Source organism: Ruegeria sp. L12 (genome assembly GCF_056531745.1).
Genome location: NZ_JBQFMH010000029.1, coordinates 1 through 14,582, shown reverse-complemented (window position 1 = coordinate 14,582; position 14,582 = coordinate 1). Strand labels below are relative to the sequence as shown.

The 14,582-nt window shown below is 58.1% G+C and carries 13 protein-coding genes; 1 reads left to right on the top strand and 12 read right to left on the bottom strand.

Translation table 11 applies throughout. The features are described 5' to 3' along the window. Window positions 1-119: 119 nt before the first annotated feature. The 5 genes from ACR0K9_RS21005 to glyA form a co-directional block, all read right to left on the bottom strand. Window positions 120-542, bottom strand: a complete 423-nt coding sequence (locus ACR0K9_RS21005) for a universal stress protein (protein WP_480536532.1) — start codon at window positions 540-542, stop codon at window positions 120-122. A gap of 76 nt (window positions 543-618) precedes the next feature. After that, complete coding sequence (locus ACR0K9_RS21000) at window positions 619-1,992, bottom strand: alanine/glycine:cation symporter family protein (protein WP_480826012.1); 1,374 nt, start codon at window positions 1,990-1,992, stop codon at window positions 619-621. 24 nt (window positions 1,993-2,016) lie between these two features. After that, the gene (gene lipA, locus ACR0K9_RS20995) at window positions 2,017-2,961 is read right to left on the bottom strand and encodes a lipoyl synthase (protein WP_480826010.1); all 945 of its coding nucleotides are present in this window, start codon (window positions 2,959-2,961) and stop codon (window positions 2,017-2,019) included. Between the two features lie 14 nt (window positions 2,962-2,975). Then, on the bottom strand, window positions 2,976-4,358 hold the full coding sequence (gene lpdA / locus ACR0K9_RS20990; RefSeq protein WP_480826008.1) for a dihydrolipoyl dehydrogenase: 1,383 nt from the start codon (window positions 4,356-4,358) through the stop codon (window positions 2,976-2,978). A 12-nt stretch (window positions 4,359-4,370) separates the two neighbouring features. Next, entirely contained in the window at window positions 4,371-5,624 is a 1,254-nt protein-coding gene (gene glyA / locus ACR0K9_RS20985; RefSeq protein WP_480826006.1) for a serine hydroxymethyltransferase, read from the bottom strand. A 147-nt stretch (window positions 5,625-5,771) separates the two neighbouring features. On the opposite strand from glyA, the gene ACR0K9_RS20980 reads away from it, so the two are divergent. After that, window positions 5,772-6,374 carry a helix-turn-helix domain-containing protein gene (locus ACR0K9_RS20980; protein WP_480826004.1) on the top strand — a complete coding sequence of 201 codons (603 nt, stop codon included), beginning with the start codon at window positions 5,772-5,774 and terminating at the stop codon, window positions 6,372-6,374. 174 nt (window positions 6,375-6,548) lie between these two features. Here the strand turns inward: ACR0K9_RS20980 and ACR0K9_RS20975 are convergent, their stop codons facing one another. The 7 genes from ACR0K9_RS20975 to ACR0K9_RS20945 all read right to left on the bottom strand — a co-directional run bounded on the left by ACR0K9_RS20975 (window position 6,549) and on the right by ACR0K9_RS20945 (window position 14,482). Beyond that, window positions 6,549-7,358, bottom strand: a complete 810-nt coding sequence (locus tag ACR0K9_RS20975; RefSeq protein WP_480826002.1) for an ATP-binding cassette domain-containing protein — start codon at window positions 7,356-7,358, stop codon at window positions 6,549-6,551. A gap of 8 nt (window positions 7,359-7,366) precedes the next feature. Continuing rightward, on the bottom strand, window positions 7,367-8,365 hold the full coding sequence (locus ACR0K9_RS20970; protein WP_480826000.1) for an ABC transporter ATP-binding protein: 999 nt from the start codon (window positions 8,363-8,365) through the stop codon (window positions 7,367-7,369). After that, window positions 8,362-9,492, bottom strand: a complete 1,131-nt coding sequence (locus ACR0K9_RS20965; RefSeq protein WP_480825998.1) for an ABC transporter permease — start codon at window positions 9,490-9,492, stop codon at window positions 8,362-8,364. Before ACR0K9_RS20965 ends, ACR0K9_RS20970 begins: the two co-directional genes overlap by 4 nt. Window positions 9,493-9,496: 4 nt before the next feature. Then, window positions 9,497-10,501, bottom strand: a complete 1,005-nt coding sequence (locus ACR0K9_RS20960) for an ABC transporter permease (protein ID WP_480825996.1) — start codon at window positions 10,499-10,501, stop codon at window positions 9,497-9,499. A gap of 60 nt (window positions 10,502-10,561) precedes the next feature. Next, window positions 10,562-12,601 (bottom strand): ABC transporter substrate-binding protein, encoded by a 2,040-nt coding sequence (locus ACR0K9_RS20955; protein WP_480825994.1) that lies wholly within the window; start codon window positions 12,599-12,601, stop codon window positions 10,562-10,564. An 81-nt stretch (window positions 12,602-12,682) separates the two neighbouring features. Then, window positions 12,683-13,468, bottom strand: coding sequence for a DeoR/GlpR family DNA-binding transcription regulator (locus ACR0K9_RS20950; RefSeq protein WP_480825992.1), 786 nt, complete (start codon window positions 13,466-13,468; stop codon window positions 12,683-12,685). A gap of 174 nt (window positions 13,469-13,642) precedes the next feature. Continuing rightward, window positions 13,643-14,482, bottom strand: coding sequence for an EamA family transporter (locus tag ACR0K9_RS20945; protein ID WP_480825990.1), 840 nt, complete (start codon window positions 14,480-14,482; stop codon window positions 13,643-13,645). Window positions 14,483-14,582: the final 100 nt, after the last annotated feature.

Here is a 14,582-nt window from a genome sequence, read left to right as displayed (position 1 = left end):
CCAAAGGATACTGAACAGGCATCTCCCAACCCGCAAAATCAACCAACTTCCCCCCCAACTCAACATGCAAAGAATGAAGTGGCGTGCGTTTAATATCGGACATAATTCTAACCTTTCGATCAGCGAGACTGGTCGCGAACAACTGTGACGGTGCAATGCGCGTTGCGCACGACACGGGCGAGGTTCGGGCCGATCTCATAATTCGGAAAATCGCCTTTGGTCGATGCCATGACGATCAGGTCGAAGCCGTCCTTGTAGGCAAGCTTCAGGATTTCGCGGTAGACACTACCTTCTTCGATGTGAATTTTCACATCGGAGGCATTGCCATGATCCAGAACGGCCTGCACCGCGCCCCGGACATGTTCCTTGGCACCAGCCCCATAATTGGCGGGCAGGTTCGGCAGCTGGATGATCTCGGGGATGACGGCAACCGCATGCAATTCGGCACCATAAAACTTCGCCTGTTCCAGTGCGAGCGGCAGTGCGTTCTTCCACGAACGGTCGTCGGTGTGATCAATCGGCAGCAGGATTTTCGTGGCCATCACGTCTCTCCTCGAGATATGGAATTCTGTTTCAAAGGCAGGGGGCCGGGATGGCCCCCCGCATGCTCATCCGAGATTATTCGGCAGGTGTGCCGCCCGGCTCTTCGGATTGACCGCCTGAGGCGAAGAACTCTTTCGTCAGTTTGAAGACGATCGGGCTCAGCAATGCGAGGGCGATCAGGTTCGGGATAGCCATCATGGCGTTCAGCGTGTCAGCCAGCAGCCAGATAAAGCCCAGATCTGCGGTTGCACCAAAATAGATCATCACGATCCACAGTACGCGATAGGGGATCAGCGATTTGACGCCCAGCAGGAACTCGACGCATTTCTCGCCGTAGAAGGACCAGCCAAGAATGGTGGTGAAGGCAAAGATCGACAGCGCGATAGCGATCAGATACCCGCCGATACCCGGCAGCGACAGCTCAAAGGCGTGGCTGGTCAGGGCTGCACCGGATTCACCCGATGTCCACGCACCCGACGAGATGATCGCCAGACCGGTGATCGAGCAAACGATGATGGTGTCGATGAACGTGCCCAACATCGCGATCAGGCCCTGATTGACCGGACCTTTGGTCTCGGCTGCGGCGTGCGCGATCGGAGCAGACCCCAGGCCGGCTTCGTTCGAAAACACACCACGTGCCACACCAAAGCGGATGGCGGCCCAGACGGCTGCGCCCGCGAAACCACCTTCGGCGGCCGACGGAGTAAAGGCATAGGTGAAGACCAGCGAAATAGCGCTACCGATATTGCCGATGTTGATCAGCAGAACCAGCAGACCGGCGATGATATAGGCAACTGCCATGAACGGAACCAGTTTACCGGCAACCGCACCGATGCGGGTGATGCCACCCAGAATAACGGCAGCAGTCAGAACCATCAGGACAACACCGGTGACCGAAGTGTTCAGGCCGAAGTTGGCCTCGAGAACCTGAGCCACACCGTTTGCCTGGACCCCGTTGCCGATGCCAAAGGCTGCAACCGCGCCGAACAGGGCAAACGCAACGCCCAGCCAGGCCCATTTCGCGCCCAGACCGTTCTTGATGTAGTACATCGGACCGCCGACATAATTGCCCAGCTCGTCTTTTTCACGGTATTTCACCGCGCAGACAGCTTCGGCATATTTGGTGGCCATGCCCACCAGGGCGGTCATCCACATCCAGAACAAGGCGCCCGGACCGCCCAGGAAGACAGCAGTGGCCACGCCGGCAATGTTCCCCGTACCGATGGTTGCCGACAGCGAAGTCATCAGCGCGTTGAACGGGCTGATCTGGCCTTCGCCCTGCCCTTCACGGCCTTTGAACAGCAGGCTGAACCCTGTGCCGATGCGCAGGATCGGCATAAATTTCAGACCGACCTGCAGGAAGAAGCCGACGCCGAGGATGAGAACCAGCATCAGCGGCCCCCATACGACGCCATTGATGGCCCCTACGATTGAATTTAACGCTTCCATGGTTTCCCTCCCAATTGCGTTTGGTTATGCCCCTTTGGCGATGGTCCGCTGGCGGGCCTGCTTCAGGGCGGCAAAGTCTTCGTCCGCATGGAACGACGAACGGGTCAGCGGAGTGGCCGACACGTGCAAAAAGCCCTTGGAACGTGCGATCTGCTCCAGCTGGGCGAACTCTTCGGGCGACCAGAACCGGTCGATCGGATGGTGTTTCGGGGTCGGTTGCAGGTACTGACCGACAGTCAGGAAATCGACGTTGGCGGCCCGCAGATCGTCCATGACCTGCCGGACATCGCTCAGGCATTCACCCAAACCGACCATCAGGCCGGATTTGGTGAAGATCTCGGGGTTGGCCCGTTTGGCTTCGTCCAGCAACCGCAGCGAGGCATAGTAGCGCGCGCCGGGGCGTACCGTTGGATACAGGTGCGGAACGGTTTCCAGATTGTGGTTGAACACGTCCGGAGCAGCCTCGAACACGATATCGGCCGCTGCGCCCTTGCCCAGAAAGTCGGGTGTCAGCACCTCGACCGTGGTGCCGGGGTTCTGATGACGAACGGCGCGGATGGTCTGAGCAATGTGTTCGGCCCCGCCATCGGACAGATCGTCACGGTCCACCGAAGTGATCACCACATGGCGCAGGCCAAGCTTTTTGACCGCGGCGGCCACGCGTCCGGGTTCGAACACGTCCAGCGCATCCGGGCGACCGGTCGCGACATTGCAGAAGGAACAACCGCGCGTACAGACCTCGCCCATGATCATCATGGTTGCGTGACGCTTGGACCAGCACTCACCAATGTTCGGGCATGCCGCCTCTTCGCAGACCGTTGCCAAATCGTGATCACGCATCAGGCGGCGGGTTTCGTAGTAATCGGCGCTTTCGATCTTTTTCCGGCGAATCCATCTGGGCTTGCGCGGGATGACACTGTCGGCCTTCTTGGCCTTTTCCGGGTGGCGGGGACGAAGCTGGATGGTCATCTTGCTGTCCCCCGTTACGCGTGAATTGCGCGGCCCATGGCATCGAGACAGGCCTCTTTGACCGCCTCACCCATGGCCGGGTGTGCATGGCAGGTTGCGGCAACCTCGGCGACGGTTGCGCCTTTGGTCATCGCCAGAACCAGTTCGGCAATCAGGTCGCCGCCATGCGCGCCGCAGATATGCCCGCCCAGGATTTTGCCATCCGCGTCAGCCAGAACCTTGACCGCGCCATCGGTTTCACCGGTCGAACGCGCGCGCGAGTTGGCCATGAAGGCGAATTTACCAACCGAATATTCGGTTCCTGCCTCTTTCAGCGCCTCTTCGGTCAGACCAACCGAAGCGACCTCGGGGTCGGTGTAAACCACGCCCGGAACCGTGTTGTAGTCCACATGACCACCCTGCCCTGCCAGTATCTCAACGCAGGCCACGCCATCTTCTTCGGCCTTATGGGCCAACATCGGACCGGGGATACAGTCCCCGATCGCGTAGATGCCGGGAACCGTAGTGCGGAAGCTGCTGTCCACCTGAACAAAGCCGCGCGGGTCAAGGGTTATTCCCAGTTCTTCCAGCCCCAACCCGCGCGTTACAGGCCGACGCCCTACGGCAATGAGAACCTTGTCCGCCTCGATCACCTCTTCCTTGTCTTTGCCGACACGATCCAGAGAGAGTGTCAATCCGGACTCGGTCTTTTCGATGGTCTTCAACGCGCGACCCAGCTGAAACTTCAACCCCCGCTTGGCAAGCGCGCGCTGAGCAAGCTTTGCAATCTCGCCATCGATCCCGGGCAGCACACGGTCCAGATATTCAACAACGGTGACTTTCGCGCCGAGCCGCGCCCAAACCTGACCAAGCTCCAGCCCGATCACACCCGCACCCACAACAACCAGATGGTCCGGCACTGTGTCCATCGCCAGTGCGCCGGTCGAACTCAGAACATTCTGTTCGTCAATCTCGATCCCGGGCAGCGATGTCGGCTCCGAGCCGGTTGCAATCAGGATGTTCTTGGCCTCATAGACATCGTCGCCCACTTTGACCTGCCCATCCGCAGGAATGCTGGCCCAGCCTTCAATCAGCTCTACGCCGTTCTTCTTGAACAGAAATCCAATACCCTTGGTCAGATCGCCGACGATCTTGTCCTTGCGCCCCATCATGGCGCTCAGATCGATGCTGGCCCCCTCAACCGCAATGCCATGGGAGGAGAGATGAGCAAGTTCGGCATATTTGGCCGAGGAGGTCAGCAACGCTTTGGAGGGAATGCACCCCACATTCAGACAGGTCCCGCCAAGCGTCCCGCGCCCTTCCACACAGGCCACTTTCAGACCCAGTTGCGCCGCCCGGATCGCAGCAACATAACCGCCGGGGCCGCCCCCGATGACGATGAGGTCATAGATGCTCATTGGGTCAATCCCTCAGTAGATCGGGTGGCTGGCGCACAAGGCGCGGACTTTGGCACGGGTCTGGGCTTCGACAGTCTGGTCACCGTCCGGCGACTGACACAGTGCGTCCAGAACATCGCCGATCAGATGGCCGATCTGTCTGAACTCATCCGGACCAAATCCGCGGCTGCAGCCGGCGGCCGTACCCAGCCGGATACCGCTGGTGACCGTCGGCTTTTGCGGATCACCCGGTACGCTGTTTTTGTTACAGGTGAACCCGGCCCGCTCAAGCGCCGCTTCGGCGTCTTTACCGGTGACACCCAGTGGTCTCAGGTCAACCAGCATCAGGTGGTTTTCGGTACCGCCCGAAACGATGTCACATCCCCGCGCCATCATGACATTTGCCAAGGCGGTCGCGCTATCGACAACGCGCTGCATGTATTCTTTGAATTCCGGCTTTAGCGCCTCGCCAAATGCAACGGCTTTACCGGCAATCACGTGCATCAACGGACCGCCCTGCAAACCGGGGAACACAGCCGAGTTGATTTTTTTCGCCAGTGCCTCGTCATTTGTCAGGATGATCCCACCGCGTGGGCCGCGCAGAGTCTTGTGCGTCGTCGAGGTGACAATATGAGCGTGGCCGATTGGCGAAGGATGCAGCCCAGTAGCAACCAGGCCCGCGATATGGGCCATATCGGCCAGCAGCCAGGCGCCGACCTCATCGGCAATCGCACGAAACCGGGCGAAATCGATCTTTTGCGAATAGGCCGACGCGCCTGCAATAATGAGCTTGGGCTTTTCCGCCTTGGCGAGCGCTTCGACCTGATCGTAGTCGATCAGCCCCGTCGCGGTCAGACCATACTGAATCGGACGGAACCATTTCCCGGATTGAGCCGGCTTGGCACCATGGGTCAGATGACCACCCGCATCAAGCGACATGCCAAGGATGGTGTCGCCCGGGCTGAGCAGCGCCAGCTTGACCGCCCCGTTTGCCTGTGCACCGGAATGGGGCTGCACATTTGCAAACGCGCAGCCGAACAGTTTCTTGAGTCGTTCGATCGCCTCGACCTCGACCTCGTCCACGTATTCACAGCCGCCATAGTACCGGCGACCGGGATAACCCTCGGCATACTTGTTCGTTAGAACGGAACCCTGTGCTTCGATCACAGCCCGCGAGACGATATTTTCAGACGCAATGAGCTCAATTTGCTCGGCCTGACGTTCGCCCTCTCGCGCAATTGATGCGGCGATAATCGGATCAGCGTCTTTAAGCGGTTTCGCAAACATGGTTCCCTCCTGGATACCCGAATCCCAAGTACGAAATTTTGTTTCCTATAGTGGAATAATATCTCCATTGGCAACATAAATCTCTTCGTTGTGAAGTTGTGTAAGCACGGGGAAATCGTTAACCTGCGGAAAATCTGGGAGAATTCGATGGTCGAAGACAGTCCGAACGAAGCCGTCGGGCCGGCGGAACAGGACGAAGGTGCCGCGTTGGGGCGCTCAATCCGGGACGCGCGCCGTGCAAAAGGATGGACTTTGGAGGAAGCGGGACGCGCTGCGGGAATCGGTCGCTCAACCCTTTCCAAGATCGAAAACAACCAGACACGCCCGAGTTTCGACATTGTACGAAGGCTGACTCAGGCACTGGATATGAGCACCCCGCAACTCTTCCTGCAATCAGGTCAGAGCGGCATTTCAGGACGGCGCGATTTCACTCCGCTGGGTGGCGGCGAATTCCGCGACACCCCCACTTACCTGCACGAACTGCTTTGCCCGGAGTTAACCAGCAAACGAATGCTGCCCTATATTGCGACTATCAAAGCCCGCGATGTATCCGAGTTCGAGAACTGGATTCGCCACAGCGGCGAAGAATTCATGTATGTTATCAGCGGTGAGCTGATCTTTGTCTCAGAACACTATCGACCTTTGCCGATGAAAGCCGGGGATTCCCTTTACTACGATAGCGGCATGGGACATGGCTGTATCTCGACCAGCGAAGAAGATGCCCGGGTTTTGTGGGTCTCGTTGGAGTAGACTTGCGAAGACTGTCTCAGGCACTCTGTGGCATTGACGACATGAGATCCGAGGTTTTGGGACCGAAAAACGCTTGTTTCTCAGGCTCTTGCAAATGGCGTCAGGCCGCCATCATACTTCGGGGATATCGCAACAGTGCGCTCGCGATCTCCTTTTGAAATTGCGGACGCCCCTTTACGCGTGCATTCGGTGATCCGGGTCCAGCGACGGGATCGCGTCAAGCAATCGCTTGGTGTAATCCTGCTTTGGCGCGGCGAACAGCTCGCGCGTTGGCGCGCTTTCGACGATTTTGCCGTGATACATCACAACGACGAAATCACAGGTATGGGCCACCACCGACAGATCGTGGCTGATGAACATAAAGGTCAGACCCATGTCGCGCTGCAGAGATTTCAGCAGGTTCAGGATATCGGCCTGAATCGACACATCCAGCGCCGCCACACATTCATCTGCAACCACGAAACGCGGGCTGCAGGCCAGGGCCCGTGCGATTGATATCCGCTGACGCTGCCCGCCCGAGAAAGCGTGCGGATAGCGGCGCAGATGCTCCAGATTCAGACGGCACTTGGCCGCAATCTCGCGCACTCGCGCATCCGTTTCATCGCGCGACCCGGTCAGGCCCATGACCTCCAGCGGTTCGGCAATGATGTCGCGCACGGTCATTCGCGGGCTCAGCGCCGCATACGGATCCTGAAAAATCAGCTGGGCGCGGCGGCGATAGTCCTTGAGGTCAGTGGCTGACATCTTGGTCAGATCGAACTGCGCCTCTCCGTCATCGTAACGGGCGCTGCCGCTGGTGACGGGCACCGCATTCAGCAGCGCGCGGCCGAGCGTTGTCTTGCCCGAGCCGGATTCGCCAACAACGCCCACAAAGGCGCCCTGCGGGATTTCAATCGAGACATTGTCGACCGCCTTCAGCGTGCGCTTATTGAAAAGTCCGCCCCCGATGGGAAACTCGACCGACAGGTTTTCAGTTTTGATCAATGCGTTTGTCATGGCTGGCCGGGGATATCTTCAGGGAAAATGGCTGCGAAATGGCCGGGGCTGACCTCGGTCAGGGGCGGGCGTTCCGTCTCGTACCGCGATCCGGGTCTCAGTTCCGGGTTACGCGGATGGAACACGCAGCCTGATGGGCGTTCAAGCGGCGACGGGATATCGCCGGGGATCGGGGTCAGCGGCGCATCCAGATCGTCGAGTTTGGGAAGCGCGTTCAGCAGACCCCGCGTATAGGCGTGCGCAGGGTGGCGGATCACGTCGCGCACCGGTCCGCTTTCCAGGATCCGGCCCAGATACATTACGGCCACCCGATCGGCGGTCTGGGCAACAACACTCAGGTCATGGGTGATAAAGACGATGCCCATGCCAAACTCGGCCACCAGATCCTTCATCAGATCCAGAACCTGAGCCTGGATGGTCACGTCTAGCGCCGTTGTCGGCTCATCCGCGATCAGCAGTTTGGGCTTGGTCGAAAGCGCCATGGCGATCATCGCCCGCTGACGCATCCCGCCCGACAGCTCGAACGCGTATTGGTTGAACCGGGCCGCAGGTTCAAGGATGCCGACCCGATCCAGCATTTCGATGGACAGTTCTTTGGCCTGCTTCTTGCTCAGATCCGTGTGGATCAGCAGCTGTTCGACCATCTGCTTGCCGATGGTAATCGCGGGGGCAAAGCTGGCCATCGGTTCCTGAAAGATCATGCTGATCGCCCCGCCACGCACGATCTCCATGTCGCGGGGCCGTTTCAGCGCCATCACATCAACCGGACCGTTGTCCAGATGCAGATCGATCCGGCTTTCGGGCGCATAGATCGCGTTGGATGGGTTCAGCTTCATCAGCGACTTTGCCGTCACCGATTTGCCCGATCCGCTTTCGCCGACCAGCCCCATTACCTCACCCGGGGCAAGCGAAAACGAAACGTCATCGACCGCCGTGATCAGCCCCTCATCGGTTTTGAACTGGACGGACAGGTTTTCGACATCGATCAGGCTCATTTGCGGGCCTCCGAATAGGGGTCGGCCGCATCGCGCAGACCATCGCCGACGAACACGAACGACATCACCAGCACGACGAAGAAGATGACCGGGATGAAGTACCATTGGTAGTTCAGCAGAACATCCGCCTTGGTCACATTCTGCAGCATCACACCCAGCGAGTTGACCGGATCTTTAAGCCCCAGCCCGATAAAGCTGAGCGCGGTCTCGCTGAGGACCATATAGGGGAACGAGATCACCAGATCGACGATGATATAGCTGGTGAAGCTGGGCAGCAGATGACGTCGGATGATGTGGCCCGGCGATGCACCGCACAGCTTCGCTGCAAGCACGTATTCCTGATTGCGTTCCGTCAGCAGATGGGTGCGCACCCGCCGCGCCAGTGTCGGCCAGCCGACCAGTCCCAATATGGCCGTTATCACAAAGAACCGTGTTTCAGCCGACCATTCCGGCGGGATGAAGGCGGCAATCGCCATGAACAGAGGGATGGCCGGAACCGTTCGGATCGCATCGGTGACCATCTGGATCACGCTGTCCACCATGCCGCCATAATACCCGGCAACCCCGCCAATCGCGAGCGCCAGAACGAATGAGATCATCACCCCAAGCGTTCCGACCTGCAGCGACGTCCACACCGCGTGCAATGTCCGGCTGAAGATATCCTTGCCGGCACTGTCGGTTCCGAACAGATGAACATAGCCCTTATCGACACCAAACAGGTGGATGTCACCGGGTATGAAGCCGAACAGCTTGTATTTGTCGCCCCTTACAAAGAACTGGATATACCGGCGTTCATCTTCATTCACCTTCTCGACCCAGCGAAAGTTCGTCGCTAACGAGCGTTCGCGGGTCACCCCATGCAGGAACGGGCGGATCGAACAGCCATTGCTGTCGCAGAATTTCGGGATTTGCGGGGCGCCGTTCAGATAATCTTTGTCCCGCCCTGCGGCAGTCGGATCGTAGGGGGACAGGAACGGGGCGAAAATGCCCGACAGGATCAGCACCACCAGAACCGAGGCAGCAATCATTGCCGCCCGCTGTTTCTTGAACCGCGCCCAGATCAGTTGACGCTGCGAGGCGGTGAAATAGGCTTCTTTTGCCTTTTGGTTGTCGATTGTCGCAGTCATCTGGTCACCTGAGGATACTTTTGCGCACGCGCGGATCGATCACCGCAAGCAGAATGTCGGTGAAGAAATTCAACGTCACGATGGATGCCGTCAGCAGGAAGATGATGGCCCCCGCAAGCTGCTGGTCATTCGACCGGGCCAAAGCTTCAAGCAGCAGCGCCCCGGCTTCGGTCAATGTCAGGATCAGCGCCACGATGGGCAGCTCGTTGAAAATCCGGTTCAGGTCAAAGCCAAGGCTATTGACGATGGGCCCCAGCGCATGGCGGGCCGGATAGCGCCACAGCAGGCGGCGGCCATAGATACCCCGCGCGGCAGCAGCCGTCACATACAGCTTGCCGATCTCGTCCGACATCAACGCGCGAACGGTCTGCAGCGCAAAAGCGGTGGCCGACCAGCCCAGGATGAAAATCGGCAGCCAGGCGTGTTTCAGCAGGTCCACAAACTTGCCCCACGACCAGGGGGCCTCTTTGTATTCGGGTGAGAACAGCCCCGTCAGCGTCTCGCCGAAATAAACGGTCGATACCAGCATCACCATCAGGGCGAGCAGGAAGTTCGGCATCGCCAGACCCAGATAGCTGACGATCCGCAGTGAGTTGTTCAGCGCCGCGCTGCGCGAGGCGGCGGAAATGATGCCCACAGGGAGGGCAATGGCATAAGCCAGCGTCAAAGCACCAAGGCAGATCCACAGCGACAGCCAGAATTTGTCGCCCAGCAATTGCGCGATATTCACTCGTAGAATGCAGCTTTCGCCGAAATCGCCGCGAAACGCCCCCGACAGCCACGTGGCCCATCGGGTCAGGAAAGGTTGGTCCAACCCCAGTCGGGCACGTTCGGCTGCAACATCTGCAACGGTGATCGCGGAGCCTTGAGTGTTCTTATACGCCAAATAGCGCTCGGCACAGTCGCCGGGCACCAGCTCCATCAGCGAAAAAACGATCAGTGATACGATGACCAGAGTGACCAGCGCCATAACCGCCCGGGTGGCGGCAAATCTGCAGAATTGCAACATATCTGTCCCCGCAGGATGCGCGAAGGCGGGCGCGAGCGCCCACCTTCTTATTTCTAAACCTTACTCGCTCAACCACCATTGCGCGGGACGGTACGGATAGGTCCGATAGAACTCGTAAGACTGCGTTTTGAACTCGGTGAAGTTCTGCAGGTTATTCGAGTGATAGATCGGCGCGGGCGCGTTGACGGTACCAAGGAACAGCAGCTCGCCGGTCATGATCTCGACCATCTTCTGCGCAGCGGCCACCGAAGCATCCGAACCCGGCGCGCTGGACTGATAGGTATCCAGAGCGGTCTTCAACTCGGCAACCCACGCAGGCGGTTCAACACCATTTTCGCCATTCGAAGAGATGTATTCGGCCCACAGCATACCTGTGCGGACGTCGAAATACCCATCGAACGGAGGCACCCAGATTTCGCTATCGCCAAGGATCGAACCGACGGGCTGACTTTTCAGCCACAGGCCCAGATCAAGCGAGTTCGCCGTTTGTGCGGCGCGGAACTCGTCCGAGGTGACCTCTTTGATCGCGGTGTTGACGCCAACGTCTTTCCAGTTCTGCGCAATCAGCTCCACCAGCTGGGCCGAAGCAGGCTGGGTCGAGAACTGCCAGTCCAGAACAAACGGATCACCGTTCGGCAGATCGCGGAAACCGTCCCCATCCTTGTCGACCAAACCGATTTCGTCCAGCAACGCATTGGCGCGGTCAGTATCGAATTCGATCTCGTGGTTGGCCCATTTTTCATCGACGAAATCCGGGCGCGGCGAGAAGCCGATATACTGTGTCGGCGTACCCAGACCAAAGGCGGTCACTTCGTTCAGCTGGTTGCGATCCATTGCAACGGACATCGCGGTTCTAAACCGGATATCATTAAAGATCGCCCGTTTCGCTTCGTCTTCAGCGGTCACGTTGAATGTCAGAACAGGATAACCGATCGAAGGTTTCACCTCGACCGTATAGTTGCCGTTCTCCTGACCTTCGAGAAGAACCGGAGCGGATGTCAGGTTCACACCCTGCGACTTGTAGTCGACTTCGCCATTCAGCAGTTTGAGCGTGCGGACTTCCTCATCCGGAACATAGGTTTCGTCCATCTCAGAGATGTAGGGCAGTTGGTTACCCTGCGTATCGACCTGGAAGAAATAGGGGTTGGCCACATAGTGGCGACCCTCGGTGCTTTCCTTTACCAGAATATGGCTTTCCAGCGTCGGCATGGTATCGGTCGGAAGAACTGCCAGCTTATCACCGGCTGTCAGCATTGGTGACGGCGTGTCCATCCAGTCAGAGTTGCCATAATAAGCTTTGATCAGCTCATACCCGTTTTCATAGCCAAGCGCCTGCGCGTTTGCATCGGCGTTCTCGTCAAGCGCCGGGTGGAACTTTTCGAAGAAATGCCTGGGCTGGTAAGGCTGCACATAGGTGAACGAGAATGTCTCGGTCAGACCCGGTTTGGGCGCAGCAAGCGTGAAACGGACGGTGGTTTCGTCCAGCGCCTCAACCTTCATGGGCTCGCCACCCGCCAGCGCATAATCTTTCGCCTCGGCGATGACATTGGTGTCCATCATCAGGTTGTCGTACCAGAACACAACATCCGCTGAGGTGAAGGGCGCCCCATCCGACCATTTGTGACCTTCTCGAAGGCTCACGGTCAGCTCGGTGAAATCATCATTCCATTTCCAGGATTTGGCCACATTGGGCACCAGGGTCTGAAGGTCGTCCGAGTACCGGAACAGGTTTACGTGGCGCACAGACAGAAAGTCCGACGTCCCGCTTTCGGTCGCGTTGGACAGCGCGTCCAGCACACCGCCATACTGACCGACCGAGTCATAGGGCACGATCACCAGAGGATCCGCCGGCAGGCGATCCGCCACCGCAGGCAGATCACCGTTGCCGCGGATCATGCCGTTCAGATCACCAATGGCCGGGTTTTCGGCAAAGCTGAGCGTACAGTTTGCAGCCGACTGAAACTCGGACAGATCAAATTGCTGAGGATATGCACCGGCAGATACCCCTTGCATGTCCGCAACGGTTGCCGCTGGGCAATTCGCCCAGGCCGCGCTTCCAATTGTGGCAAAGGCCACACCTGACATAAGAAACTTTTTCATGTTCTCTCCCTAAGTTTCGTTCACTTTGTTTTGCGTAACGGGTCAGCTGCCGTTTCTGTGTCGGCCTTGTGACCGTGGTCTTTAGTTTTTAACCGCGACATGCACGTTCACTCCGGCATTCTTGAGAACCGGCGTAAACGCGTCCGGTGGGACTATATCGGTCACCAGATCAGTGACCTTGTCGAATGGGCAGGATACGTTGGCTGCCTTCGCGCCAAATTTGGTGTGATCCGCTGCAACGATCATGCGATGGGTGTGTCCGTGCAGCGCGCGGGTCAGCTCCGCCTCAAGCGGGTTGGACGCCAGTACACCGCCCACCAGCGACAATGCATCCGCGCCACAGATAACCGCATCATAGCTGAACTGACGCGCAAGCTCCTCGGCTGCGCGACCAAAACTGCCGCGTTCGGACCGGATTACTTCGCCGCCTGCCAGCACAGCCCGTGTTCCATTGTGATCAGCCAAAGAGGCAACCACCGACAAGGAATTGCTGACAACCGTCAACCCGCGTAATTCGCGCAGTTGCTCTGCCACATGCGTCATCGTCGATCCGACGGTGATGAACAGCACCATTTCATCTTCAAGCAACCCGCAGACCCGCTTGGCGATATTGGTTTTCTCATCAGCGTTGTGTTCCAGCGCACCTGAGAACATGGGCGTGTCTTGCGCGCGTGACAGATAAGTACCGCCATGCACGCGCTCGACTTTGTTTGCCCGTGCCAGAGCCTTGACCAGACGTCGAACAGTTTCCTCCGAGACGTCCATGATTTGCGCAATCTGAGTATTGCGTGCTGATCCACCCAGCCGCGCCAATACATCCAGAAGCTCTCGCCCACGATGCGGGATGGTTACGCTGTCATCATCCATGTTCAAACTCGGTCACAATTCCGCGCAAAAATCCACAATAAATGTAAATCTTTTGCGACAAATTTGGTTTTTTGCCGTTTTTGGTCAGATTTATACAAAATATCTGCTCTGCTTGAGGTGCGGCGGGTGAAGTCCGGGCTATGTGCAAGAATCATCCGCAACTCCGACCCGTGATCATGACGACAGACCGATCATCGTCACCCCTGCCGCCATCATCACCGCAGCCAGAAGCCGGCGAATGGGATTGCCTTCCCCCAACAACAGGAACCCAATCAGGGCTGCGAAGATCACAGAGGTTTCGCGCAAAGCCGAAACAACGCCCAGCGGTGCGAAATTCTTGGCGTAAAGCACCAGACCATATGCCGTCATCGACACCATTCCGCCCACCAGCCCTATCACCCAGGTTCGCAATGGCAGATCCAGCAACAAGGTGCCCCGGCGTATTGCTACAAATCCGACAAGAAAGATGTGGAGCACCGAATGCCATGCCCAATAGCTCAGGATGTTCCCCGACACCCGTACACCCAGTCCATCAACAAGCGAATAGATCGAGATGCAGAAACCCGTCCCCAAAGCAAAAACAAGCGATGCCCTGCCAACGCCCTGCCTCAGGACCGACCAACTTGACACCTGAATGCCCGTGGCAATCACGGCAATCCCCATCCAGGCCTGCATCGGCAGATGCTCGCCCGCAAAGATCACCGCCCAAAGCGCAACAAGTGCTGGCACAACACCGCGCGCAATCGGATAGACCACGCTCAGATCACCGTGCCGATACGCTTGGTTAAGCATGTAGAAATAGCCGAAATGCACAACCGTCGAGCCTGCCAGATACGGCAGGCTCTCGATATCAGGCAGCGGCAGAACCGCTACCATCAGCGCCCCCGGAATCACATGCCCCAGCGCTACCAACCCCAGAGCGACTGTCCGGTCAGTGGCCGTTTTGACGACAGTATTCCAGATCGCATGCAGCAGAGCTGCGGTCAGAATTATGAGAACGATGCCAATGCTCACGCTCAAAATGCCGCTTTGAACAGCGCGGTGAGGTTGTCTTCGGTCAGCGTGATCGGGTTACCGCCGCATGAGGGGTCGATGATTGCGCCTTTGACCAGTT